This is a genomic window from Leptolyngbya sp. ST-U4, from assembly GCF_039962215.1.
Lineage (GTDB): Bacteria > Cyanobacteriota > Cyanobacteriia > Elainellales > Elainellaceae > Leptolyngbya_A.
Genome location: NZ_JAMPKZ010000001.1, coordinates 61,404 through 87,806 on the forward strand (window position 1 = coordinate 61,404; position 26,403 = coordinate 87,806).

A 26,403-nucleotide genomic window follows, 5' to 3' on the forward strand; every position below is an offset into this window, starting at 1 on the left:
TCTTTTGCAAAAGTTAACGTAATCATCGGGTTGGCTCACCTTATCTTTATCCATGCTGCAAGGTAAAACTTCCTCGGTTTTCACGCTGTCGCTGCTGTTGACGATCGCTGCCCCCACCTGGCTTCCGGCAGTCCTCTTCACGGATCCTATCCTGGCGCAGTCTGCCCCCACCTCGTTCCCTTTACTGGATTCAGTACCGCGCGGTACGACGATTCGAGTAGACGGCTCGGACAGCATGGCAGGGATCAACCAGGCACTCAAGCAGAAATTCGAGGCGCAGTATGGCGGCACAGCGGTGAACCTTGCAACCGAGGGAACAGCAGCAGCCCTCAAGTCGGTTTTAGACGGAACGAGCGACCTGGCAGCGATCGGGCGACCCTTGACTCAAGCAGAAAAAGCGCAGGGACTTGTCGAAGTACCCATCACCCGCGAAAAAATTGCCATTATTGTCGGATCTAATAATCCGTTCCAGGGCAGTATTACCTTTGAGCAGTTCGCCCGCATCTTTCGCGGAGAAATCACCAATTGGTCACAGCTCGGCGGGGCACCCGGTAGAATCCGCTTCGTAGACCGACCCGACAGCAGCGACACTCGACAGGCATTTCGCAACTACAAAGCGTTTCAGGGCGCACCGTTTAGGACAGGCAGCACTACCACTCAGGTCAGCCAGGATAGCACCACTGCAGTCATCGCCAGGTTAGGACGTGACGGCATTAGCTATGCGATCGCTAATCAGGTGGCAGATGAGCCAAGCGTGCGAATTTTACGAATGCATCGCACACTGCCCAACGACCCCCGCTATCCCTTCTCTCAACCGCAAAGCTACGTCTATAAAGGAACGCCCAGCGCGGCAGTTCAAAGCTTTCTGGGGTTTGCCACAGCTCCGATCGGTCAGACGACGATCGATCAGGCAAAAACCACCGGTCAGGCAAAAACCGCAGAAGCAAAGGCAGTTGCAGCAACAGCCGGGGAAACGGCAACAACGGTAAATCCTGCATCCAGCCTAGCCACTTCTGCAACGGCAATCGCCACCGCTTCGCCGGCCGCAGTCGTTCCTGTTACTGCTTCTTCAGGGGCAACAGGCACAGATCCAAACACCGCCGCAGGAACCACGGAAGCTGCCTCGCCAACCGCAACTAACCCAGACCCAGCCGCAGGAACCACAGGACCAGCCGCAGCCGATCCGGCAATCGCAATCGCGAATCGTACCGGGGGTTTAGGTTGGCTGCTGCTTCCGCTCGCGCTCCTGGCTGGGCTGCTGTTGTGGCGATCGCGCCGCAGACCCTCGGAAGCTGCCGATCGTCCTGCCAATCCGGTGATTTCGCCTGTACCATCAGGGACAAGCACATCGAGCACAGGCACAACGCTGGCACAGCGCACGGGTTCCGTCGTCTCTGCCGATCGCCTGGAGCTCATGAACGATGCCCCTGGTGGAGCGGTTGCCCCTCGATCGGGGGAGGCTGCTGCTAAGACAGAAATCACAGCGATCGATCCTGAAATGGTGGAAGAAATTCCTTCAGCAGCGATCGATCCGGCGATTCCGAGTGCGGCGATCGATCCGGCTTTGTTAGGCGGGGCAGCTCTGGTAACAGGAACGGGTGCGCTGTTTGGCTTGTCCGAGCTTCGCGATCAGTCAGAAAATGCCTCGGATGTGATCGAACTCAATCCCCTGGAAACTGAGCCTGCTTTGCCTGAATCCACAGAAACGGCCTTGCCGGCCCAGGAAATGGCAGCCGAACTCGTAGCACTTCCATCACCTGAAGCAGTAGCGCAATTTCCAGAAGCTATCGTTGCCGAAGAGGAAATGGCAGCCGAACTGCTTGCAGAACGAGACGCCACAGAAGGGGCTGAAACAACGATCACCTCCCCGGTGTCGCCCAACCCCGCTGCCCCACCTGATGCAACAATTCCCGTAGCAGCCGCTACCGCCGGAATGTTTGTGGCTCAGTCGCGCCTAGCGATCGAAGAAACCCAGGAAGAAGAATTGCAGTCGACGATCGAGGCAGCCAAGTTCTACATGGGGCAGCCTGACTTGTCGAGCGAAGAACTGGCAACCGTGGACGCAAATTTGCCTGATCTGCCCGGAGGCTATGGCGAAAGTCGGATTGTGCTGCTGCCCCGCGACCCGCAGTGGGCTTACGCCTATTGGGACATTCCGGCAGAGCAAAAGCAGTTAGCTCGACAACAGGGCGGCAGTCGATTTGCCCTTCGGTTCTACGATGTCACCAATATTGATTCCAATCGCCATAATCCGCATAGCCTTCAGCAGTACGAATGCGATGAAATGGCGCGAAATTGGCACATTCCGGTTCCGCTAAGCGATCGAGACTATATCGCTGAAATTGGCTATGTCGCCGAAGACGAACGCTGGATGATGCTGGCGCGATCGCAGCCTATTCGCATCCCACCTGTTTATCCATCGGACTGGTACTCCGAGCAGTTTCTCACGATCGATTGGCAGGCAGACCTGCGCGACAAAGCGTTCCTGGAGCTTGTGCCGCCGGGTGAACGCAAAACTTTTAACAACCCTATCTACGATCGCATCTTTGGCTTGACCGAATCTGCAGAGGCACAGCGCGTCGCCGGATCGCTCTACGGCTCAATGCAGCAGGTTCCTGAGCAGACAATCAGCTCGTTTGCATCGGGAGCCGGACTGTCAGCCCGTAGCGAATCTGGCATTGGCATGATGTCCGGTGTAGGAATGTCCGGCGTGGGGATGTCGGGCGCGGGAATGTCAGGTGTGGGACTGTCAGGAATTGGAATGTCCGGCGCGGGAATGTACACGATGTCGGGCATGGGAGTAATGGGGATGTCGGGCGTGGGAATGTCGGGCGTCGGGCTTTATACCTCATCCGGTGTGGGAATGTCAGGAGTGGGAATGTCGGGAATGGGAATATACACCCCTTCCGGCATGGGAATGTCGGGCGCAGGAATGTACACGATGTCGGGCATGGGAATGTCAGGCGTAGGCTTTTCTGCCTCTATGCCGCCGATGCGTCCGCGTCAGTTTTGGCTGATTGCCGATGCCGAACTGATTGTGTATGGCGCAACCGAACCCGATGCTACCGTCACGATCGCAGGTCGCCCAGTGCAGCTCAATCCAGACGGCACATTCCGTTTCCAGATGTCTTTCCAGGACGGTGTGATTGATTTTCCGATTTTGGCCGTTGCCGTTGATGGCGAACAAACGCGATCGGTTCACCTTAACTTCGAGCGCAAAACGCCTTCCCGCAATACCAACACTAAGGAAGAGGCGAGAGATGAGTGGTTTCCAGGCTAGATCGGTGATTTCCGGCTTAGTTCGAGCAGGAGAAGCATAGAGGATGCGCCACCCCGCAGGGGTTTTACCCCTGTACACTGCCTTGATCTAAATGGGTATCGCTATAAGAGAACAGCAGGAAGAAATCTCATGGCGCAACTGGTCCCGATTCAGCTCAGCGACGGCACGATGATTTACATTGAGGCGATCGAAGATACGACCGTCTCCAGTGACCCTGGTACATTCGCCGACGAGGAACCCGAAGAACAAACGCGATCGGGCGGCAAAGGCTTGGGAGATGACATTCGGCGATCGACTCGCATCTTTGGCACTCCGTCACTCACGCCCGATCAGCGATTTCAGCAGCTGCAAACCACGATTCGCACCTACACTGCCTATACGCTGAATGCCTTTCGCAATCTGGCAGTTGCAGAGGTGCAAAAAGTATCGCTAGAGTTTGGCGTTAATGTCAGCGGCGTAGGTGGAATTCCCTACATTGCCTCAGGAACCATGGGGTGCAATCTGAAAATTACGGTGGAATGTACCTTCCCCGATCGCGTTAGCGGAACAACTGCCCCTCGCCCGGCTCAGCCCAATCCCAATCAGCCGCCGCTGCCCCCGCCTCCTCCTGGCACACCTCGATCGCCAACCAATCCTTAATCTGGCAGATGATTTGTGGGTGAAGATTGGGTTCACTGCTAAAGTCAGCGTTAACCCCGTTTCAGGCTGGTTGTATGAACTCCGTTGATTTGGCTTTTACGTCCGCGATCGATCAAGCAAGGCTAATTCGCGCCAAGGAAATTTCTCCGCTCGAACTCACCGAGCTTTATCTAGAGCGGCTCGAGCGGCTCAATCCCCAGTTAGGCAGTTTCTTTACTGTCACAGTCGATCGCGCCCTCAGCGACGCCAAAGCCAAAACTGATCAGCTCATGCAAACCGATGGCGTCGAGGAGCTGCCGCCTTTTTTTGGAGTGCCAACGGCGATCAAAGATTTAACGGCAGTTGCAGACGTGCCTTGCAGCTATGGGCTGCGCGTGATTCGCGATCGGATCGAAAAGGAAGACGCTGGGGTTGTGACTCGCATTAAAAACGCCGGATTCATTCTCCTGGGTAAAACGGCAACCTCCCAGCTTGGCTCAACTCCCTACACCGAGCCACCTGGATTTCCCCCAGCCCGCAATCCCTGGAATTTGGACTACACGACTGGCGGTTCCAGTGGCGGGGCAGCTGCGGCGATCGCGGCAGGTCTTTGTGCAGTAGCTCACGGATCAGATGGCGGCGGATCAATTCGGGGCCCGGCTGCCTGCTGCGGCATTGTCGGTATCAAACCATCTCGCGGTCGCGTATCGCTGGCTCCTGTGGGCGATCGGCTTAGCGGCTTAGCCGTCGATGGACCTCTGGCGCGAACCGTGGCAGATGCGGCGGCAATGCTGGACGTGATGGCAGGCTACACAGTGGGCGATCCTTACTGGCTACCTGATCCCAATCCTTCCTTTTTAGCGGCAGCAAATCGATCGCTCCAATCCTGCAAAATTGCATACATCACAGATTTTCCGCCGGTTGGCGAAGCCCATCCCCTTTGCAAACAGGCAGTTTTAGACACCGCTCAACGATTAGAACAGTGGGGACACGCGATCGAACCTGTGACCCTCAACTTTACCGACATCATCGAACCCTTAGTCACCGTCTGGCAGGCAGGCGTCGATGTAGGCGTGCCCTGGCTGGTGCTGAATCGATTCAATCGCTGGCTGCTGTGGCAGGCAAAACGGCGATCGAGTGGGCAATATCTTCAGGCAGTTTCTAAGATGCAAACCGCAGCACGTCGAATTGTGGCAACTTTCAGTCCCTATGATGCGGTCATTGCTCCCGTGTATCTGCATCCCACCATCCGCGTCGGTGAATGGAAATCGCTCAGCCCTGCCAAAACCCTCCAGCAAATTATGAACTGGATCGCCCCCTGCCCTCCCATCAATGCCACTGGGCAGCCCGCGATCGCCCTCCCCGCCCTGTTCACCGAATCCGGCTTACCGGTCGGCATTCAGCTCATCGGTCGCCCCGCCGCCGAAGAAACTATCATTTCCCTCGCAGCCCAACTCGAAGCCACCCACCCCTGGCATAGCCCCAAGCCCCCGATCGCCCTATAACGAACCCCAGAACAACCTCACTCTCCACCTCTCCATCCCCTCACCCCCATGCCTCACTCCCTAGGAATCGACTTCGGAACCTCCGGCGCAAGAGCGATCGTCCTTAATCCTGCACTGGAAATTCGATCGTCGGTGAGCTTGCCCTTCCCGGCAATCTGCTCGAACTGGGCTGGGCTATGGCAACAGACGCTCTTTGATTTACTTCAACAGATCCCCCTGGAACTCAGGCAAACGATCGCCTCGATCGCCATTAACGGCACGTCTTCCACCGTTTTAATTAGCGATGCTACCGGAAATCCACTTAGTGCGCCTCTGCTCTATAACGACGATCGCGGGTCAGTCGTGCTGGAGCAAGTGAAGTCGATCGCGCCGCCCAACCATACGGTGATCAGTGCTACATCGAGCCTGGCAAAGCTGTTCTGGTTCAATTACGCCGAAGGGGAAACTGCTTCGCATCGCCAGCTTCGGAATACTTCAGGACGTTACTTTTTACATCAGGCAGATTGGCTTGCCTTTTGGCTACATGGACAGATCGGCATCAGCGACTATCACAACGCGCTCAAGCTCGGCTATGACGTGGAAAATCTGCGTTATCCAGACTGGCTGCAAACTCCAGCTATGCCGTTTGAGCTGCCCAAAGTTTTGCCTCCCGGCACGCCGATCGCCCCAGTCACAGCTGCACTATGCGATCGATTTCAGTTTCCGCCCCATTGCCAGGTTTGCGCCGGAACTACCGACAGCATCGCAGCAGTTCTGGCAAGCGGTGTCCAGGCAACAGGAGAAGCTGTCACTTCCCTCGGTTCAACGCTGGTTCTGAAACTGCTCAGCAATACCCGAATTGAAGATGCCCGATACGGAATCTACAGTCATCGATTGGGCGAACGATGGCTGGTGGGAGGTGCATCAAATACGGGCGGAGCAGTGCTAAAGCAATTTTTTAGCTCAGAGGAGCTGGTGCAACTGAGCCAGGAGATCGACCCTTCCCAGGAAAGCCCACTGGACTACTATCCGCTGCTAAAACCGGGCGAACGATTTCCCATGAACGACCCTCAGCTAGCTCCCCGCCTGGAACCCAGGCCCGATCGCCCCAGTGAATTTTTGCACGGGCTGTTGGAGAGCATTGCCCGGATTGAAGCAAAAGGCTATCGCTTACTTCAGGAGCTGGGAGCCACCCCACTTCGGTATGTTCACAGCGCAGGCGGCGGCGCAGCAAATCAAGTCTGGCTCCAAATTCGATCGCGCCAATTGCAGGTTCCGGTGTTTGCAGCCGCTCGAACTGAAGCCGCTTATGGCACAGCCCGGTTAGCAATGCAGGGCATCGTGAATTAACAGGCTGTAGGAAATGCTGAAGGGCTACAAAAACATAGAACGCACGATCGGGATGCGAATGAGATGAAAAAAGCACTGCCTCTCCACTTTTTTAAGAGAAAGAGAAACAGCGCTCTAATTTAAGAGAAACAGTGCTCTAAACAGAAGGCTCAGGAATCAGGGAGATGTTACTCCTGCGGAGCTGATTGAGTAACAGAGTCACCCTTCTGGCGGCGGAGTCCCAGTGCTCCCGCAGCACTCAAGCCCAGTAGACCGAGCAGCATCGAGGGTTCAGGAACGCTGGTGAGATCCTTCACATTCGCTTCGCCGATGTCTACAACAAAGACCACATCGTTGAAGTCACGATCCGAGTTTTGGTTTTTGCCACCCTTTGCCCATAGGTCACCGTACAGGTCTTCAAAACCCAGCATCAGATATTTGCCAAACGCATAGGCAACAACGTGCTGAAGTCCGTCTGGGTTAGATCGGGTTTGCGTTCCAAAAATGTTGCCGTTTTCGCGCAGATCTCGTCCATCTGCCCGCAGCCAGAAATCAAGCTGAGTGCCCCCCAAGATCTTGCCGATCTGCACCCCGTCGCCGAGCTTCAGGGGACCGCTATTTTCCCGCATGATAGCCTCTGGCGAGGCAATATCTCTGAACACTAAGCCTGATTGGTTAGTGGCACCCGTTGCTTCATAGGCGAGCTGGTTGCGAAAGCTTGCACCCTCGTTAATAAAGTACACCGAAACATCGTGGTCATACTTCAGCTTCAGCTTGGTAGGGTCAAGCAAAAATTGACCGCTATTCGGGATTGCAATTCGTTCCTGCTGCACGAACTGCTGAAAAGGCGCGTCGTTGAACCCGGTCTGACTCTTTCCCTGAATAGAGGGCTGAGTCCAAGAATTATTCCAGGCAAAAGCAGTTGCCGGAGCAGTGGTACTCACCACGCCCGCAAGGGTAGTAGCAGCCGCAAAAAGACTAGAAAGAAGCGTTGTTTTCATATCTAAAGTGAGTGGAGTGAATAGATGAGACGACTAACTTCAGAAAACAGCACGCAAAAAAGCGTCTGCTCAAACATGACCCATCAGGCATAACTCATCAGGTGATAATTGTCTCCGCGTAACATCCGTTACTATCACCACTTTGCCTTAGTCTTAGGAGAATTTGTTTCCCCTTTGTCAACTCTTCAATCAGAACGGTTTAGGCCAGCATTTTTACGGAATTAGTCTTTTATTAAGGCAGGTTTTATCCTGAAGTCAATACTAGTAGGATTGCTGATCCAAACGTATTATCTGTTTCTCAATAAATCTATTTTTTCAAAGACGAGCTGCTGCGAGAATTCCTGCAGGTGGCGATTTGACGAAATTCAGGACAAGACCGAAAGCAAAGTGCAGCTTCACATAATTCTGCCTGAGCAATGGCAGCAAACCGCTGATTTGATGACGCAATATGACATTATCAATGCTAGCCCTACTGCCAAACAGCCCTTTGATCTGAGGCTCTGGTTTGCCAATTTCTGGATAACGACTGTCTTAAGGAATTCTGGGGAACTTGACCGCAGGGACAGGGATCTCTAGTGTGGGAAAGTGCCTGACGGGAGTAATGCCCATGACCAAGCTGATCATTCAAATTCCCTGCTACAACGAGGAGCGCACACTGGGTATGACCCTGTCTGAGTTGCCGCGCCAGCTCCCGGGAATTGACCAAATTGAATGGCTAGTAATTAACGATGGCAGCACCGATCGCACTGTAGAAGTGGCAAAAGCCTGCGGTGTGGATCACATCGTCAGCTTTCCTATCAATCAGGGCTTGGCAAAGGGGTTTATGGCAGGCCTGGAAGCCAGCCTCCGGGCAGGAGCCGATATTATTGTCAACACTGACGCAGACAATCAGTACTGCGCGGCAGATATTCCCAAGCTGATTCAGCCGATTCTGCTGGGGCAGGCAGATATGGTGGTCGGAGCCAGACCGATCTGGAAAACTCAGCATTTCTCCTTCATTAAAAAGCTGCTGCAAAATCTAGGTAGCTATATGGTGCGCCTTGCCAGCAATACTAGGGTTCCCGATGCGCCGAGCGGATTTCGCGCCTTTAGTCGAGAAGCGGCAATGCAGCTCAACGTCTTCAATAGCTATACCTATACCCTGGAGACGATTATTCAGGCAGGACAAAAAGGAATGGCGATCGTGTCTGTTCCCATTCGCACGAATCCAAATCTGCGGCGATCGCGGCTGGTCAGAAGCATTCCGTCCTATGTCATGCGATCGTCTTTTACGATCCTGCGGATTTTTATGCTGTACAAGCCGCTGCGCTTCTTCCTGCTGCTAGGAAGTGTACCGTTTAGCTTGGGCTTGCTGCTGGGCTTGCGCTGGCTGCTGCTGTTTTGGCTGGTGGATCCCACTCGATCGCGTGCCCCCAGCCTGATTTTGGCAGCAATGCTAATTTTGATTGGGTTTCAGCTTTGGATGTTTGGCTTAGTCGCAGATCTGCTAGCGGCAAATCGTCGTCTGATGGAAGAAACCCGACTCCGCATGCGGCGGCTCGACCTGGAGCAGAATGGCGATTTTTCCCCCGAAGAGAGACGATCGCAACGATTCAACCAGGACGAAAGTTAGGTCAATCGCTGGGTCAAATTCTGCGTCGCTGAAGTCGCTTTCGTCAATTCCGTTTACAACGGCATCACAAACAACGTTTAGATATTCTTTTAGATATTCCTTCCCGGCTTCATTGAAGCTGATGCCCTGCTCCTTCGAGTCCTCAAAGAACGGATTGCACAGCAGTTCCGGGTTATGCTCTAGTGTTGCCATTTCCTCATCAGGCATTTCTGCTGCGATCGCCTGTCTGACTGCTCAATTCTCTAATCAGCTCTCTAATCAGTTCTCTAACTGCTGCGAGTTGATTTCGATCGTTGAGTAGGTTGCGCTGGAGGTTAGCAGAAAATAGGTCAGCGTGACGACCGAACCCACGGTTAAAAACGTCAGCACTGCCGCGAATAGCCTCTCACCCCTCGAAGTTTGCATAATTGTTACCTACTAACTTCAATCCTAATATCGCTGTCTCTATCGCAGTGAGGACAAAGGCTGGGGAGCAGGAACCCAATTTAGGGTAAGACTCCTGCATTCCGTCCTTGGCTGACTAGCGGTAGATACTATTAATAGATAAAGGATTTCTTCAGCTTGAAACTGTCAATTTTCGGACAAACCAGAGAAACTACGGAGATTTCTGCCTGAAGGGTAAAAAGCTTAACATTTTGTCGTATCTCGCAACACAAGCCCAACGGCAGTAGAAAGGGCGCCCAGTTTAATGGACGATCGTCAATCTCCAGCGTTCCTTGAAAGCGAGTTCACTCATTCCGCAAACAGCTCGTGCGATCGAACTCAGGAAGACGGAACGGCAGCAGACCGGATGCGATCAATCCATTGCCCCAGATCATCTTGATTCAAGCGATAGCTGAGCGGATGGGCAATCAAACGAGCAGTGCTTTCAAAGAGCTGATCAATTTCAATCAGGTTGTTTTCTTGCAGCGTGCGCCCGGTAGCAACCAGATCGACGATCGCCTCCGACATTCCCGTGATCGGTCCCAGTTCCACCGACCCATAAAGCGGCACGACATCGACCGGAAGATCCAAACTGTTGAAATATTCGCTGGCACACTGAACAAACTTGGAGGCAACCCGACAGTGCGGCGGCAGCTCTAAGGCAGAACGATAGGAGCTAGACGCTTTCACGGCCACCGACATCCGGCAGCGACCAAACCCTAGATCAACCAGATGAGCCACCTGAGGACGCTTTTCGCGCAGCACATCATACCCGACGATGCCAAGCTGCGCCTGTCCGTATTCCACATACACAGGCACATCGTAATTTCGCACCAGCAGGGCCTTCGCAATCTGATTGCTGTCCCAAATCTCAAGCTGACGATTACCCGGATCGAGAAACGCGCTGAAATCTAAGCCGATCAACTGAAGCAGCCGAATACTGTCTTTGAGCAATCCGCCCTTGGGCAGTGCAACCGTAATCATGAATTCATCTCCCGAAAGCCGCAACGAACCATTATCCCGCAAGTTATGGGTTATTAGGCACAGGTTATGCGTTCGATCAATGCCTGTTCCACCCATGCCTGTTCCACCTATGGCTGTTTTACCTATGCCTGTTCCAGGCTTGATCTCTATCGATCGGCTCAGTTTCACGAATTCTTCATGAGGAAATGTCCTGATTTTGGTGAGCTAACTAGAAAAAAGTCGAATAAGCACCCCCTTAGACTTCACAAGATCCATTTATATCTCCTTGCCTGGTGTCAAACTCAACTCTAGCGGCTAGCTGCAATGAAAAAGCGTCCTTTTTTAGATGTTTTAGAGAATGCTTCACTGGTAGGCTTAGGGGTCGGCTCGGTTGCATCTCTGGTGTCCCAGCAGGCGTTTTATGCCACCGCTCCGCTCTCGCTGCTCGTGGTTTTGGGCTTACTGAACCGAAGGCAGTTTGAACAACAAACGGAGCAGGAGACTAAAAATACGCTGAATCAGGCCGATCGCCGTCTGACCCAGCAAATCGACGGATTAACGCAGCGAGTTGAGCAGATGCCGACTCCAGAAACCATTCAGCAGATTAAAAAAGGCGTTTTGCTCAAGAATCGTGAGCTGGCACAGCATTTTTCCACCCAAATCCTCTCTCTTCAGGAAACGCTAGACCAGCGGCTCACTCCTCTGGAACATCAAAATCTGCCCCTGATTCGACAAGAGCTGCAAAGCCTGGGCGATCGCTATCAACAGCTTTTAGAAGGACTCTCGCTGCTAAATACCGATATTGGACAGCTTCAGGACAAAGACGATCGCCAAACCAGGCAACTGGAATACACCGTTTCCTCACTACAGGCGGAAATGATTGATTTGCGGGGGGAGCTCGACAGCCTGGCACATCATACCAAAGCGAATTCAACAGATTTACAAGAGCGGCTCAACCGAATCGATCGTCAGTTAAGCAAGCTGCCGCCCCCGGTAGATGTGGGCGTGATGCGGCAAGAACTGGCAGAAATGGTAAGGATCATTGGGGATCTGGTTTCAAAGCGTGACTTAGCGACGATCGTCGGAGAAGTGCAAGCCCTGCATCAAGATCAAGATGACCTCAAGCGATCGGTGCAGGCGATCGAAGCAGCGGCAATTAACCTGAAGCGCAGTTTTGGCTTGTCCTTCAGCAAGGGAGAGAAAGCCAAAATCGAATCTGAGTTTGCTGCTTTCTTGGCGCAACAGTTTGGTGAGACTGCGGCATCGCTGAGCGAAACATCTCTGGTTCCGGCAAGCATCTACCCCGAACTACAAGCTTTGGCAGGGGGGTATTTAAAGAATTTGCGATCGCAGCTTGTCACAATCCAGGAGTTTACCGAACAGCTTGACCAGCAGCAGCAACAGCTCCAGGAACAGATTTATCGGCTGCCCAAGTCGCTCGATATCGTCGCACTCCAGCGGCAGCTCAAGGACCTGGCACGTCGAATTCCCATCGCAGAGAGTACGTTTGATGCCTTTCAAGCCAGAATCCAAGAGGTGCTGCAACAAGAGCTACAGGCGATCAACGAACAGCTTCAGGCACTCCCTGCAACGCCTCAGCACGAGTTGGTGTTTGACTTCAAGGCCGAAACTGCCGTATCGGGTACTGCCGGACATCGGGCACTGCTCGAAGCAGCCCTGGAGCAAACTCAGGAGCGGCTGATTTTGATTTGGCTCTGGTCAGACGAGTGCGAACTCGACGATGAACTGCTGCAAAAGCTAGAATCCTTTCTCAGCCAGAAGCGACAGTTAGATTTGGGCTGGTGTCATCTCGCCGACTACTCTCCAGGCGAAACGGTTTCATACCGCCAGCAGGAACGCTTGCTGAGCAAAATTCGGCGGGGCTGGAGCAATCAACCAGAGCAAACCGCTCTTCAGCAAACCCTGCAAAAGCTGCTGCAATTGAAACGGGCTTATCCAGAATATTTTCAGTTCAAGATCCTGGGAACCAGCGAGAATTTTTTGGTGTCCGATCGCGCCTTTGCCGTGCTGGGCATTGCCGACCCACTTAAAACCACGGCTGCCTCTACTGATCTGCACCTCAAACTCCGCACCACTGATCCAGAAGTGATCCAGCGGCTGATCGATCGCTTCGATAGCCCAACCCTTGACCCCGATGACCTCACCGCTTACTGGAATCGCGCCGTTACTCGCTACGACCTGAGCGACAAAGCCGGGGCGATCGAAGACTTTTATCACATTCTTTCCCGCCAGCCCGATGATGCGGTGACGCTAAACTCGCGAGGCATTGCCCTGTATGACGTGGGAGATTGGGAAGCTGCGCTGCTCGACTTTACCCAGGCGATCGCAGTGAATCCGCGCCAGAGTGCTGCCTATCTGAATCGAGGCTTTATTCGATCAGAGCAGGGCGATTTATGGGGCGCGATCAACGACTATACGTTAGCAATTCAGGTGAATCCAGACCACGCGCTGGCATACTTCTATCGCGGCATGGCGTGGCAAAAGCAAGAAGAACACCGGGAAGCAATCGCCGACTTCAGCAGCGCGATTCGACTGGCTCCCAATTCAGCCGTTGCCTGTTACTATCGGGGGCTGGTGTGGCAAAAGCTAGGACAGCTCCAGGAAGCGATCGCCGACCTGCAAAAAGCCGCAGAACATTTCAGCGCAAGAGGCAGCAAAACCAACGCCGAAAAAGCTCTGAAACATCTGGCAAAACTTCAGCAGGAAATCGAACAGCAGGCACAAATTCCTCTGATTGAGGAGTCCGAACTAACAGACGGAACCACTGGAGCGATCGAACTCTTCCAACCCGCTAGAGAAGGGGATCTCGGGCATCATCACTATCGAGGCAACAAATCTCAGAACGGGTATCGGGTCGCGGTCGTGGTGGCAGGAGACGATCGGCTAGAGAGGGAATAGGAGACAGAAGGTAGCGAAAGCGAATCATTTGGGGAAAACTCACTCTCCTCCACAGTTTAAAATCCCCCAGTCAAAGTCCCCCAGAATTACGAACTTTAGGGGGCTACAAAGCCTGCAACACTGACAGAAAAGACTGGCGAACCTCCAGTAGCGCTGTAGGGGAGCGGACTGAGGGTGAGGGCTGCACCACCGAGATACTCACCAGGCAAAAATCACAAAAAAGGGCAGGCATTCAACCTACCCCAGACAGTGAGTATTCAAAACCAGATTTAATCTGAGATTCGCAGACTAGCGATCGACTGAACCCATAATGATGTCGATACTGCCTAAAATCGGCATGATATCTGCGACCTTCACACCCTTCAGCAGGTGCGGCAGGATTTGCAAATTCACGAAGTCTGCGGCGCGAATCTTCCATCGCCAGGGGAATACGGTGTCATCACCAATCAGGTAAATGCCCAGTTCACCCTTACCGCTCTCAACACGGAAGTAGTGTTCGCCCTTGGGAATCTTGAACGTCGGCGCAATCTTCTTGCCAAGGAACTGGTAGTCAAACTCGTTCCACTGCGACTTCGGACCTTCCTGCATCCGCTTGGCTTCCAGGTTTTCGTAGGGACCACCGGGCAGCCCATCGATTGCCTGACGAATAATTTTGACCGACTCGCGCATTTCGTCAATGCGAACCCGATAGCGCGCCAAACAGTCGCCCTCGGTTGCAACCGCCACGTTCCAATCAAAGTCGTCGTAGCATTCGTAGTGATCTACTCTTCGCAGATCCCAGTTCACTCCTGAAGCCCGCAGCATTGGACCGGATAAACCCCAGTTGATTGCCTCTTCGCGGGTAACCGTGCCTACGCCTTCAACCCGCCGCCGGAAGATGGGGTTGTTGGTAATGAGCTTTTCGTACTCGTCTACCTTATCAACGAAGTAATCGCAAAAATCGCGGCACTTATCAACCCAGCCATAGGGCAAATCAACTGCCACACCGCCAATGCGGAAGTAGTTATTGTTGACCATGCGGTAGCCTGTTGCCGCTTCCCACAGATCGTAGATCATCTCCCTTTCCCGGAAGATATAGAAGAAAGGCGTTTGTGCGCCAATATCCGCCATAAAGGGACCAAGCCAGAGCAGGTGATTTGCAATCCGGTTTAGCTCCAGCATGATGACGCGAATGTAGCTGGCGCGTTTGGGAACCGGAATTCCTGCCAAAATTTCTGGCGCGTTTACCGTGACCGCTTCGTTAAACATTCCTTCTGCATAGTCCCAACGGCTGACGTAGGGCACATACATGATGTTGGTGCGGTTTTCGGCAATCTTCTCCATGCCGCGATGCAGATAGCCAATTACAGGCTCGCAGTCGATCACATCTTCACCGTCGAGGGTGACAATGAGCCGCAGCACGCCGTGCATTGACGGGTGATGGGGACCCATGTTCAACACCATCGGTTCGGTTTTTGTTTCGATCATTGACATAAATAATGCCGTCTCCCGATTACAAGTCCCGATACAAAACGCCTGATACAGACACGCCCGAATACAAAACGCCTGATGCAGTACGCCCGAATATAATACGCTCGAATCCAAAACGCTCGAATACAAAACACCCAAATCCGACACGCCCGACGCTAAACGCTGACCGATCGCCTCAACCTCAGAAGATTTGAATGGGCTGGAGATCAATCGGACTGAATTCAGCCGGACAAGATTTCGTTTTGTTGCGCCTTCCCTCCCTCATTATACGGAGGAATCGGACGTTCTATAGGCGACGCGATCGATCGCACCGCAGGAATTTTCTATCTGTAAGTAAGGCTTGAACTTATAGGAAGTTACTGGAAGTTATCAGAATGGATAATCATGAGAATAAAAGCAGGTAAACGGTCAACTGGAGAATCCCCATGAGAACTTTTGAGACCGACCGTCTGCGGTTACGTCCCTGGAATCCAGAAACAGAAGCAGAGCAAGCGTTTGAGATCTACAGCGATCCAGAAGTCGTGCGCTTTATCGGTTCCCCTGATGTTAGCGTTGAAGCTCGATGCGAGAAAATTCGGCAGCGTAACCAGAAGTACCTGGAGGTCAATGACGGCAGCGGCTATTGGGCGATCGTTGAAAAAGCAACTGCAACCCCTGTCGGAACCGCCATTTTTCAACGAATTCCCGATGGAGCAGGGCAGTTAACCAAGGATTGGGAAGTGGGCTGGCATTTGAAGCGCTTGGTCTGGGGCAGAGGGTATGCCACTGAAGCAGGACGAGCTTTACTGAATTATGGATTGACAGAGCTAAAGCTGCCTGTGATTTATGCTGTTGTCAAGCCAGAAAATTCCGCATCGATTCGAGTAATGGAGCGGCTGGGCATGAGCCCAAAGGGACGCACGCAGAAATACTATGGCGCAGAACTCGTCCTATTTGAGCTGCAAGCGGGCAACCATCCGATTTCTGAAAAGGCTGTCCTCTAAAATGAATGAGATACAGCAGGAACGAAAACATTGATTGAACCTGAACAGATTGAGCCTGAACCAATTAAAGCTCAACCCAACAATTTAGAACGCTCTGCAACACAGTCTGGCTTTCTGCACATTCCCGTTCTGGCAAAGGAAGTCATCGATGGGTTAGCCGTGCGATCGGGCAAACAGTATCTTGATGCGACGGTGGGCGGCGGTGGACATAGCTTGCTGATTCTGCGGGCGGCGGCAAATGTACAGCTTATCGCGATCGATCAAGACAAAAATGCGATTCAGGCTGCCAAAACCAAACTTGCTGAGTTTGAGGAACAGGTGACATTTCGCCACATGAATTTTGCTGAGTTTGCTCCAGGGGAATCCCAATTTGACGGCATTCTGGCGGATTTGGGCGTGAGTTCTCCCCAGTTTGATACGCCCGATCGCGGCTTTAGCTTTCGTCATGCTGCCCCACTCGATATGCGAATGGATCAAACGCAGGACGAAACCGCAGCCACAGTCATCAACACCTGGGATGAGGCAGAACTGGCGCGAATTTTTTACACCTATGGCGAAGAGCGGCTGTCTCGCAAAATTGCCCGCCGCATTGTAGAGAAACGCCCGTTTGAAACAACCACTGAGCTGGCGGAAGCGATTTTCTATTCCGTGCCGCCGTCCTACCGCTATGGCAGAATCCATCCGGCAACGCGGGTGTTTCAGGCACTCCGAATTGTAGTGAACCGCGAGCTGGAGGTTTTAGAAACCCTGCTGCAAAAGGCTCCCTGCTGGCTGAAACCGGGTGGACGACTTGCGATTATCAGCTTTCACAGCCTGGAAGACCGGATGGTGAAACACGCTTTTAAGGACTCTGAGCTGCTGCGACCCATTACTAAAAAGCCGATCCTCGCTAGTGAAGCTGAAACTGAGCAAAATCCGCGATCGCGCTCTGCCAAACTCAGGGTCGCAGAACGAATCGTTGAAGCCTAGAGGATGTTTTAGCAGTATGAAAGTATGTTGCCTTTGCTCCCAAGCCTTTTTTGCTTTCTGATGTCTATTTCAGCTTTTGCCTGATAAAGGTCAGGAGCTGAGTCATTTGCTTCTTGAGCGTATCGATTTCTGACTGCATTTTCTCGATCTTCTGATTCAGGGCAGCAATTTCGGCAGCGTCAGCAGTAGAAGCGGCGGCGGGTGTGGCGTTAGTGGGAGCGATCGTCGGGGCAACCGTTCGGGGGCGGGGCAGTCTGGCTTTTGCCATTGCAGCCTTGATTGCCTCGATTAGCTCCTTTTGCTCAAACGGTTTCTCGATAAATTCAAAAAACTCAAACGGCTCCGAAATCTTTTCGGTGACTTCTTCCCGCCGACCCGACATCAGCACCAGCGGAATCGATTGCAGTTCGGCACTCGCCTGCACCTGCTGAAACACCTCCCAGCCACTCATCCGGGGCAGCAGAAAATCCAACATGATCAGGTTGGGGCGTTCTTGCCGGATGCAGTCGAGTCCTTCTACGCCGTCCTTTGCTTCGAGAACCTGAAAATTGCCTTTAGGCAACATATCTCTAACCATGTTGCGGATGACTCGGCTGTCATCAATCACCAGAATTTTATGACTTGCCACAACAGACTCCTTTGCAATGAACGATGAACAGGAAGGGTAGAAAGGAAACAGCGAGTTGCCAGAATGACGGCTGAAGACCGGTAACTGGGAACAGATCCTCGAAACGCTTGCGGAGATCAGGAACTTGAACCCGACGATCGCTGCTGGAGATGCACAAACTGGAAAAGAAGCTGCATGAGACAGAGAGCTTAAGCAGAATTAACCTGAAAAGCGACTGAGCGACTGTTGGCTAGGATATAACGATCGCACCAGGATAAGCGACCCCTTACCGAAGTTCGATCTTTAACACCTCTCTGTCAGCATTCCCAAAATTAGCGCAAACCATAACAGTCGAGAACTTCGGACAACCGCAAAATCCAGGGAAAATTCTGAGGCAAGGGAGACAGAATGAATTGCAGGCGTTCTGAGAATTTCCTGCTAGAGTGCGTAGAGGAAGGTAATGTCAGTCTTAGATGGTCAATCTACAGTAAGCCCACAGCCTACAGTAAGCTTACAGTCAGTCCACAATCACTCCACGGTCAGTTCATAGTAGAGGGTATGTCTCCAGAGTCGATGCAGATGCAAGAAACCGAGGCTGAAGCAGGGCGGCTCGTGCAGAGCGTAGTCCCGGAAGCGTCACAGTCCGCCAATCTATCTGGTAATTCGTCTGGCAAGCGGGAGTCGCCTTGGGTAAACCTCCCCGAATGGCTGCGTCGTCCGATCGGTAGAGCTAGCGACATTTCGACGGTGCAGCAAATTATCAAACAGCGGCAGATTCACACTATCTGCGAAGAAGGACGCTGCCCGAACCGGGGCGAATGCTATGCCCAGAAGACGGCAACTTTTCTGCTGATGGGTCCGACTTGCACTCGTGCCTGTGCCTTTTGCCAGGTGGATAAAGGTCATGCGCCCATGCCCCTCGACCCCCAGGAGCCGCAAAAAGTTGCAGAAGCGGTGAGCCTGCTGAGATTGCGCTATGTGGTGCTGACTTCGGTAGCACGGGACGATTTGCCTGATGGAGGCGCGAACTGGTTTGTGCAGACGATGACCGCCATTCGCCAGCACAATTCCGAAACTCAGATTGAGGTTCTTACCCCCGACTTTTGGGGCGGACAGGGCAGCCAGGAACTCCAGAAACAGCGCGTGGGCACGATTGCCTTAGCCCGGCCAGCCTGCTATAACCACAACCTCGAAACGGTGAAACGGCTTCAGGGTCCGGTACGACGCGGCGCGAAATACGATCGCTCTCTGCGGGTTCTGAGCTTGGTGAAGGAATTTAACCCTGCGATTTCCACAAAGTCGGGCTTGATGCTGGGGCTAGGCGAAACCGAAGCCGAGATTCTGGAAACATTGCGCGATTTGCGATCGGTTCAGTGCGATCGGCTGACGCTGGGGCAGTATATGCGTCCGTCGCTGGATCATCTGCCAGTGCAGAAATATTGGACACCCGAAGAGTTTGATCGCCTGGGTGCCATTGCCCGCGAGCTGGGGTTTGCTCATGTGCGATCGGGTCCGCTGGTGCGAAGCTCCTACCATGCGGGGGAAGAAGGCTAAATCCCAGAAGCCTTACATCCCAGAATCCTAGGGACGAACGACGCGCATTCGTCGGGAAACCGTGGTAATACCATCATCCCGCACGATAATGCCGGAAATCCATCGATCGCCCGGAACGGCAGCAGCACGTCCCTGTTTAAACAAACCGCCTGCGGACAGCACTTCATATTCAACAGGTAAGGTTTGCAAATAGCCGCTGGCCTCAGTTGGCTCATCCTGGACTGCCCCCAGTAAAATGCGATTTTCGAGCGGTTCTTCAACGATCGCATCAAAATCAAACGCCTGTCCGATCGTGACTTGCTCTGGCAGCATGACTTCAACGGTGGCGGGGGTTTTGCCGCTGGCAGTCTGGCTGGTTTCCGATAAAATTTCCTGCTGCACGATCTGGTTGCCCTCAATGCGCTGGCGCGATCGGATTGTGGAAGTCAGATTAGTGGGGCGGTTTGCCTCGGTTTGGCTGCCCGTGATCGTGGTGGTGGTTTCAACGATATCGGCATTGCCTTCGCGCTTGTAGGAGTCGATCGTCGTTTGGTAGGTGAGCGTGGGATAGCGTTCCCAGAGTGCCTGCAAGGTCGATTGCAGCGTTTGATAGGTGAATCCGTCGGAGTGAGTGAACTGTGGGCTATAAAAGCTTATCACTGCCTCAAAGTCGCGCTGATTTGCGGCTGCGTCGATTTGGGCAATTGTCTGTGCGACTGCTGGCGGAAGATCTGCTGGAGCGGGAGTTGAAGGGGCTGGAGGGGTCGAGGGAGAGGGATTTGGCTGAGCGAGTGCGCGATTTGACCAGCCGATCGCCACACTTAGCAGCAGTGCCAAAACCAGCGATGCAAAGCAGTTGCCCCTGTGGTTGCCCCTCTGGGGGAATCGACAAGCAAGATCAAAGATTGGAGAAACCGCAGCGGGGCGGGCAGTGAACAAGCGGCGCATAGCGAGTCTGGGTAAGGAACAGAAGAGCTAAATCAATTTATCGTACTCTCGATCGAAAAATCCGGCGATCGACGGTGATTAACAGGTGATTATAGGCTAACCTGATTGAGCCACCGAGCGCATACCCTCCGGTGAATCCTTAGCAAATCAGGGAGATCCATCGTGGTTAAGGCAGGTCAAACCGCTTCTCAGCGATCGACACAAAAAGCGACAAAGAAACTTTTAATTGCAGCAAGCGGTACAGGCGGACACCTGTTTCCGGCAATTGCCACGGCAGCCGCCCTACCCGACTATCAGATCGAATGGCTGGGCGTGCCCGATCGCCTCGAACGTCAGCTTGTGCCAGAGCAGTATCCGATGCACACGATCGCTGTCGAAGGATTTCAGCAAAAGTTAAGTCTTAAAACGATCAAGATCGCGTTGGGACTGGGGCTGTCGATTCTTAAGGTGAGAAAGCTGCTGCGTCAGGGGCGGTTTAATGCGGTGTTTACTACGGGGGGCTATATTGCGGCACCGGCGGTTGTCGCAGCTCGATCGCTGGGTATGCCCGTCGTTTTGCACGAGTCGAACGCGCTTCCCGGAAAAGTGACGCGTTTCTTAAGTCGCTGGTGTGACGTAGTCGGGTTAGGGTTTGCAGAAGCTACCGCCTATTTGCCCAGAGTCCGCACGATGCAGGTGGGTACGCCCGTTCGCCCTCAGTTTCTTGCTGCAGAAAAGGCTGATGCCCTACCCGGTTTAGCGATTCCGCCGGACGTGCCGCTGATTGTGGTGGTAGGCGGTAGCCAGGGAGCGGTGGCAGTGAATCGGCTCGTGCGGCAGTGTGCCCCGGCATGGCTGGAGACAGGTGTGTGGATCGTGCATCTTACAGGCGAAAATGACCCGGACGCACAAAGCCTGAGCCATCCCCATTATTTTGCACTGCCCTTTTATAAGGAAATGGCGACGCTCTTTCAACGATCGACCCTTGCCATTAGCCGATCGGGAGCCGGAACCCTGACCGAACTGGCAGTCACCCATACGCCATCGATCCTAATTCCTTATCCGTTTGCCGCAGAAGATCACCAGACTTACAACGCCAGAATCTTTGCCAACGCCGGAGCTGCTCAGCTTTATGCTCAGTCAGACCTCACCCCCGAACTGCTGACCAGCAAAGTGTTGCACCTGCTTCGATCGGATTCTCTACAGACAATGGCAGACGCCGCCGGAAAGCTGGCAATTCTCGATAGTGCCGATCGCATGGCGAAGGTAATTCAGCAGTTAACCGATTGATTGGAATGCGATTAACTGGGATACAGATTAATTGTGATACAGACTAATTGTGATGCAAATTAACCTCCCTGATGTCGTTGCTGAAGTGAAAGCAGCATTCGATCGCTACGAGCAAGCTCTGGTCAATAACAATGTTGTCGTGCTGGATGAGCTGTTTTGGAACAGTCCCCACACCATTCGCTATGGCGTAACCGAGAATCTTTACGGCTATGAGTCGATCGCCCAATTTCGCAGCAGTCGCCCGACAGTGGATTTACAGCGCGATCTGAGCAATACCGTGATTACAACCTACGGCAGAGACTTCGCGACGGTTAATACCGAATTTCATCGCCAATCATCGGGCAAAACGGGGCGGCAAAGTCAAACCTGGATCAGAACAGCGGATGGCTGGCGGGTAGCAAGTGCCCATGTATCGCTGCTGTCGAGCTGATCTTCATTCTTTCTCCAGGTAGATTTACAAATCGATCGATCCTATCCCCCTAGAGGGGATGCTACCCTGAAGAAGGTGTCAGCCTTAGAGCAGGCATCCAGTATTGAGGTGCAAAATCGCATCAAACTCGTTTTCTCAGCCCGGTTTCATTACAAATTTCATTACAAGAGGTGTGCAGCGTGGTTGCAACTCCAGAAAAAATTCAACAGCCAACCTTTGATGCGCCTGCCCAGGACGATCGCGTGGCGGTTCTGCTGATGGGCTACGGCGAAGTCGAAAGCTACGAAGACTTTGCCAATTATAATGAACAGGCTCTAAACCTCCTCACTGCCAAATTCGCGCCCGTCCCAACCTGGATTTATCCGCCGTTGGCGAAACTGCTAGCTGTGTTTGACCTGCACGAGTGGAGCCACCAGCACGATCACTTTATTTCGCCTCACAACGCCATCTTCGAGCAGCAGCGTGTCGGAATCGAGCAGGCACTTCAGCAAAAGTGGGGCAATCGGGTGCAGGTTTTCAAGGCATTTAACTTTTGTGCGCCGTTTCTGCCAGAGCAGGTGTTAGCCGAAATTCGATCACAGGGCTTCGACAAAATTCTGATTTATCCCTTGCTGGTCGTCGATTCGATCTTTACCAGCGGAATTGCGATCGAGCAGGTAAACAAAGCCCTGGCAAACATGGCAGAAGGAACCGAACATTGGGTGAAAGGACAGCGATATATTCCCTCGTTCTACAGCGAGCCGGAATATGTTGACCTACTGGCAAACATGGTCGAAGAGCAAATTCGCAAGCACCTGATTGAGGCTTATTTGCCCTCGCAGATCGGGATTGTGCTGATGAACCACGGCTGCCCCCACAAAGCAAAAGGCTTTACATCTGGTATTGATGAAAGTCAGACACTTTATGAGCTGGTGCGAGCAAAGCTGATCGATCGCTATCCGCTGGTTTCGATCGGCTGGCTCAATCACCAAACACCCCTAATCGAATGGACTCAGCCCAACGTTGATCTCGCGGCTCGCAATCTGATCGCTCAAGGTGCATCTGCGCTAATGTTTATGCCGATCGGCTTTGCCACCGAAAACCACGAAACCCTGCTGGATGTGGAGCATATCATTCTCAGTTTGCGGCGTAAGCATTCCGACATTACCTACGTGCAAATGCCTTGTGTCAACGACCATCCGGCATTTTTGCAAATGGTGGCAGAGTGGGCAAATCCACAGATTGAAGCCCTCCTGTCTGAGCAGGCTCTTGCTGTGAATCCAACTTTGGCAGTCGATCGGGCTAAGGAGCTACTGCGTCCCAACTTTACCTATGGACATCATCATGGGCATGATCACGGGCATGATCATGGGCATCACGACCACCATGACCACGGGCATCATCACCCTGATCACGGGCATCACCACTAGTTAGATTTCAGAATCTCTGAATAAGCCGCCCTTCCTAAACGCGATCGAATAGCTCCTGATTTTGCTGCTATCGATTCTACGGGAAGGGTCTTTTTTTATAGGAAAAGTTTTCTATGAGAGAGTTAATAACTAATCTTGCAGTACACAAATATCTCTTCAGTAGAACTAAAGGTATAATCTAGCCACTATGCAGCTTTAACAGATATGCAGCTTTAACAGAATATAAGGATGGCTACCCGACAGCAGAAAATTAATGAAAATGGTTTCAATCTTCACAAGAAGCCTCCTCAGTTACAGTGTCAGCGGAGGGCACTTCACACTTTTTCTAATCACAAGGTTTAATCACAAGAAGTTTGCCGTCCATTTCCATTTAAAGCACTGCTACCATCGCTGGCTAATCAACTACAATGCTTCTTCTGAGATTCGAAAAAATTTTACTTTTGCCTACGTCCAGGCATGAAAAACGCAGTACGGGATGAATAATTATCTATTTCTTTCTTCTCGATATGCAAACACTATGCAAAAAAAAGGCAGCAGAAGGCAAAGAGTTAATTATTACCGATTATCAGGTTGACTTGAAGCCAAATCATCAACAGCTTGCAACTTTTTAGACTGTCAACTTCGATCGATTCTTCCTATGAAACTCAGCGAACTCAACCAAAAACTAGGTGCAGAGCAAACTAGCCTTCTGACCCATTCCGATCGCGATCCAGACATTAGCGACGTGACGGCGATCGAGGCTGCCCAGCCTCAGACTATCAGCTACGTTGAGGGTGACAAGTTTGCTGCTCTGATTGACACGACCGCAGCCAGTGCTCTCATTTTGCCCTTAAATGAAGCTCTGCAAGCCAAAGCAACCGACCGCGGCATTGCCTGGATTGCAACCCGCGAACCGCGCTTGATGTTTGCCCGAACGATCGCCCTGTTTTATCAACCGTTTCGTCCGGCAGCAGGTATTCATCCGAGTGCAGTTATTGATGAGTCGGTGCAGCTCGGCGAGGAAGTTTCGATCGGTGCAAATGTAGTAATCTATCCCAACGTGACGATCGGCAATGGGACGGTAATTTTTCCAAATGTGGTGATTTATCCTGACGTGGCAATCGGCGATCGAACCCTACTCCATGCGAACTGTGTGATTCACGAACGGGCACAAATCGGCTCAGATTGCGTGATTCATAGTGGGGCGGCGATCGGCTCTGAGGGGTTTGGCTTTGTGCCTGTGCCGCAGGGCTGGGTCAAGATGGAGCAGTCTGGCTCTGTGGTGCTGGAAGATGGCGTTGAAGTAGGGTGTAATTCGACGATCGATCGTCCGGCGGTGGGCGAAACGCGACTTGGACGTAACACGAAGCTGGATAATCTGGTGCATATCGGGCATGGTTCGCAGGTGGGCGAAAACTGTGCAATGGCGGCACAGGTCGGCTTGTCGGGTGCAGCCCAGTTAGGGAATCGCGTCATTTTAGGTGGACAGGTGGGCGTGGCAAATCAGGCGAAAGTGGGCGACGGCGTGCAGGCAGGGGCAAAGGCTGGAATTCACAGCAGCGTGGAACCGGGAACCGTTGTGCTAGGAACTCCTGCCATTCCCTACAAGCTGTTTCTCAAAGTTGCAGCTCTCTGGAATCGCTTGCCGGAAATGAATCAGACATTGAAGCAGCTTCAGAAGCAGATGGAGCAATATAAGAAGTAGTTCCACTGCTTGATCAGCTCGCAATTCGATTACCCACAAAAAATCCCCCCCGATCGCCGAAGAGGATTTGTTTGGAAAACTGAAATTTTACAGCCCGAAGCGACTAGGCGGCTGCCATCGACAATCGCTTCTCCAGTTGCATAATGTTAGCGACCACAGCAAGGCTTTCCTCATAGAGGTTGTCGCGTCCCCATCGCTGGAGCTGTTGGGTGAGCAGAAATTCGGCTTTTTGATCGCTCGTTGCCCTTACCTGCTCTATTCGGCAGGACTGAGCCGCACCGCCTGCTTCCATTCGCATACAGCCTGTGGTTTCCGAGCAGAGGATGGTGCAGCAGTTGGCATTCAGGTTGGTCGAAGCCAGCCGTACCCCAGTTAAGTCACCAATCACCTCGCCGGAATCTGCGGTCGGAATGGCAGCGAGTTCGGCTTCGATTTTGCGTCCGTCGCCGCTCTGGAAGTGGATTTGTTTCAGGTCATAGTCGCCGCCCACCTGGTGATATTCGATCGGCTCCCACCCCAGACGACTCGCGATCCAGCCAAGAAACATCAACGCTTGTGCCGGATTGCCTCTTTCGTAGTCAATACTAATGCGATCGACTTCTTTTAGCGCAGCGCGCCGTTCTGGAGGATCAAAGGCGGCGGCGGTAAGTTCCTGCCAAGTGGAGAGTCTGTGCCAGTTCAAATCAGCCACAGGCGTTTCGGCATCGAGCAGTTCTTTAATTTTCAGCAGTTCCGATTCGGGATCGCTGAAATACGACGAGTCGAGAATTAGACAGCTGCAGTTTTCGACCAGCTTCTTGAATAGCTCCTGTTCCGGGTTGGGCGTTGCCTTCCACCAGACAAAGCGGGGCAATCCGGGAATCATCAGCGACGACACTGTGTTTGCGACCCGACCAAGGGCATTTTTCGCGCCGCGAATCGTGATGTATTCGCAGCAGATCAAGCTACCGCCGCTGCTTTTCTGAATCGGGCAGTAGGCAGACACCTGAGCCGTGACGCCTTCGTCTGCGCCCAGCGAAGGAGACAGAGTAATAATACGGCAGGGATTTTGAATGGCGATCGCCTCACTCATATGGTAACCGCGCCCATCCTCGTTGCTGAAGTTCAGCTTTTCGGGCGGCAGCTTAGCGACTTCTTCGCGCAGACGATTGAGCGTTTCGGTATCGACTCGTCCGGTAATTCGCAGCCCGTATGCTGCCTGGGCATCCCGGACAGCCTGTTTGGTTTGCGCTTCGTGAACGCCATCGATCGCCCCCGGATAAAAGCCCAGGATAGCGAGTAGCTGCTGAAACTCGTCCGGCTCGTAAACCACCATGCTAAAGGTCGAGGCTCTCATTGCCCTTGGCGAACCGGAACTACCGTTTTGGCTATGCCAAATTTGACCGAGTTCCACCTCGATTTCGTTAAGCGAGATGTCTCTGGGTTTTTGAAGAGCAACCAGGGGTGTTTTGGTCATGGGTTGTGATGGGTAA

General features: G+C 52.8%; 20 protein-coding genes. 13 read left to right on the forward strand and 7 right to left on the reverse strand.

What is annotated here, in order from left to right:
- Positions 1-52 precede the first annotated feature (52 nt).
- From NDA02_RS00265 to NDA02_RS00280, 4 genes are all read left to right on the forward strand, one after another.
- On the forward strand, positions 53-3,280 hold the full coding sequence (locus NDA02_RS00265; RefSeq protein WP_190791521.1) for a DUF4912 domain-containing protein: 3,228 nt from the start codon (positions 53-55) through the stop codon (positions 3,278-3,280).
- Positions 3,281-3,409: 129 nt separating this feature from the next.
- Positions 3,410-3,919 carry a CU044_2847 family protein gene (locus NDA02_RS00270; RefSeq protein WP_190791520.1) on the forward strand — a complete coding sequence of 170 codons (510 nt, stop codon included), beginning with the start codon at positions 3,410-3,412 and terminating at the stop codon, positions 3,917-3,919.
- Between the two features lie 74 nt (positions 3,920-3,993).
- Positions 3,994-5,403: an amidase gene (locus NDA02_RS00275; RefSeq protein ID WP_190791519.1), complete on the forward strand. Its 1,410-nt coding sequence runs from the start codon at positions 3,994-3,996 to the stop codon at positions 5,401-5,403.
- 48 nt (positions 5,404-5,451) lie between these two features.
- Entirely contained in the window at positions 5,452-6,732 is a 1,281-nt protein-coding gene (locus NDA02_RS00280; RefSeq protein ID WP_348254243.1) for an FGGY-family carbohydrate kinase, read from the forward strand.
- Between the two features lie 167 nt (positions 6,733-6,899).
- Here the strand turns inward: NDA02_RS00280 and NDA02_RS00285 are convergent, their stop codons facing one another.
- Positions 6,900-7,712, reverse strand: a complete 813-nt coding sequence (locus NDA02_RS00285) for a DUF4114 domain-containing protein (RefSeq protein WP_190791517.1) — start codon at positions 7,710-7,712, stop codon at positions 6,900-6,902.
- A 607-nt stretch (positions 7,713-8,319) separates the two neighbouring features.
- On the opposite strand from NDA02_RS00285, the gene NDA02_RS00290 reads away from it, so the two are divergent.
- Complete coding sequence (locus NDA02_RS00290; protein WP_190791516.1) at positions 8,320-9,324, forward strand: glycosyltransferase family 2 protein; 1,005 nt, start codon at positions 8,320-8,322, stop codon at positions 9,322-9,324.
- A gap of 258 nt (positions 9,325-9,582) precedes the next feature.
- Here NDA02_RS00290 and NDA02_RS00295 read toward each other — a convergent pair whose 3' ends face one another.
- Both NDA02_RS00295 and hisG read right to left on the reverse strand, forming a co-directional pair.
- Complete coding sequence (locus NDA02_RS00295) at positions 9,583-9,729, reverse strand: hypothetical protein (protein WP_190791515.1); 147 nt, start codon at positions 9,727-9,729, stop codon at positions 9,583-9,585.
- A gap of 357 nt (positions 9,730-10,086) precedes the next feature.
- A complete protein-coding gene (gene hisG / locus NDA02_RS00300; protein ID WP_190791514.1) occupies positions 10,087-10,731 on the reverse strand; it encodes an ATP phosphoribosyltransferase in 645 nt (214 codons plus the stop codon).
- A gap of 303 nt (positions 10,732-11,034) precedes the next feature.
- Between hisG and NDA02_RS00305 the strand changes: the two genes are divergently transcribed.
- Positions 11,035-13,629 carry a tetratricopeptide repeat protein gene (locus NDA02_RS00305; protein ID WP_190791513.1) on the forward strand — a complete coding sequence of 865 codons (2,595 nt, stop codon included), beginning with the start codon at positions 11,035-11,037 and terminating at the stop codon, positions 13,627-13,629.
- A 288-nt stretch (positions 13,630-13,917) separates the two neighbouring features.
- On the opposite strand, the gene NDA02_RS00310 is transcribed toward NDA02_RS00305, so the two are convergent.
- Positions 13,918-15,102: an NAD(P)H-quinone oxidoreductase subunit H gene (locus tag NDA02_RS00310; protein WP_190791528.1), complete on the reverse strand. Its 1,185-nt coding sequence runs from the start codon at positions 15,100-15,102 to the stop codon at positions 13,918-13,920.
- A 422-nt stretch (positions 15,103-15,524) separates the two neighbouring features.
- On the opposite strand from NDA02_RS00310, the gene NDA02_RS00315 reads away from it, so the two are divergent.
- Both NDA02_RS00315 and rsmH read left to right on the forward strand, forming a co-directional pair.
- Positions 15,525-16,082: a GNAT family N-acetyltransferase gene (locus NDA02_RS00315; protein ID WP_190791512.1), complete on the forward strand. Its 558-nt coding sequence runs from the start codon at positions 15,525-15,527 to the stop codon at positions 16,080-16,082.
- A 63-nt stretch (positions 16,083-16,145) separates the two neighbouring features.
- Positions 16,146-17,051, forward strand: coding sequence for a 16S rRNA (cytosine(1402)-N(4))-methyltransferase RsmH (gene rsmH / locus NDA02_RS00320; RefSeq protein ID WP_190791527.1), 906 nt, complete (start codon positions 16,146-16,148; stop codon positions 17,049-17,051).
- A gap of 64 nt (positions 17,052-17,115) precedes the next feature.
- Here rsmH and NDA02_RS00325 read toward each other — a convergent pair whose 3' ends face one another.
- Positions 17,116-17,679, reverse strand: a complete 564-nt coding sequence (locus NDA02_RS00325) for a response regulator (RefSeq protein ID WP_190791511.1) — start codon at positions 17,677-17,679, stop codon at positions 17,116-17,118.
- A gap of 537 nt (positions 17,680-18,216) precedes the next feature.
- Between NDA02_RS00325 and lipA the strand changes: the two genes are divergently transcribed.
- The gene (gene lipA, locus NDA02_RS00330; protein ID WP_242067276.1) at positions 18,217-19,212 is read left to right on the forward strand and encodes a lipoyl synthase; all 996 of its coding nucleotides are present in this window, start codon (positions 18,217-18,219) and stop codon (positions 19,210-19,212) included.
- A 27-nt stretch (positions 19,213-19,239) separates the two neighbouring features.
- Here lipA and NDA02_RS00335 read toward each other — a convergent pair whose 3' ends face one another.
- Positions 19,240-20,139 carry a nuclear transport factor 2 family protein gene (locus NDA02_RS00335; protein WP_348254247.1) on the reverse strand — a complete coding sequence of 300 codons (900 nt, stop codon included), beginning with the start codon at positions 20,137-20,139 and terminating at the stop codon, positions 19,240-19,242.
- A 162-nt stretch (positions 20,140-20,301) separates the two neighbouring features.
- On the opposite strand from NDA02_RS00335, the gene murG reads away from it, so the two are divergent.
- The 4 genes from murG (at position 20,302) to lpxD (ending at position 24,931) form a co-directional block, all read left to right on the forward strand.
- Positions 20,302-21,408 carry an undecaprenyldiphospho-muramoylpentapeptide beta-N-acetylglucosaminyltransferase gene (gene murG, locus NDA02_RS00340; protein WP_190791509.1) on the forward strand — a complete coding sequence of 369 codons (1,107 nt, stop codon included), beginning with the start codon at positions 20,302-20,304 and terminating at the stop codon, positions 21,406-21,408.
- 52 nt (positions 21,409-21,460) lie between these two features.
- Complete coding sequence (gene hpxZ, locus NDA02_RS00345) at positions 21,461-21,838, forward strand: oxalurate catabolism protein HpxZ (protein WP_190791508.1); 378 nt, start codon at positions 21,461-21,463, stop codon at positions 21,836-21,838.
- Between the two features lie 179 nt (positions 21,839-22,017).
- Positions 22,018-23,247 (forward strand): ferrochelatase, encoded by a 1,230-nt coding sequence (locus NDA02_RS00350; protein WP_190791507.1) that lies wholly within the window; start codon positions 22,018-22,020, stop codon positions 23,245-23,247.
- A gap of 637 nt (positions 23,248-23,884) precedes the next feature.
- Positions 23,885-24,931, forward strand: coding sequence for a UDP-3-O-(3-hydroxymyristoyl)glucosamine N-acyltransferase (gene lpxD / locus NDA02_RS00355; protein ID WP_190791506.1), 1,047 nt, complete (start codon positions 23,885-23,887; stop codon positions 24,929-24,931).
- Positions 24,932-25,034: 103 nt separating this feature from the next.
- On the opposite strand, the gene opcA is transcribed toward lpxD, so the two are convergent.
- The gene (gene opcA, locus NDA02_RS00360; RefSeq protein WP_190791505.1) at positions 25,035-26,387 is read right to left on the reverse strand and encodes a glucose-6-phosphate dehydrogenase assembly protein OpcA; all 1,353 of its coding nucleotides are present in this window, start codon (positions 26,385-26,387) and stop codon (positions 25,035-25,037) included.
- Between the last annotated feature and the right edge of the window lie 16 nt (positions 26,388-26,403).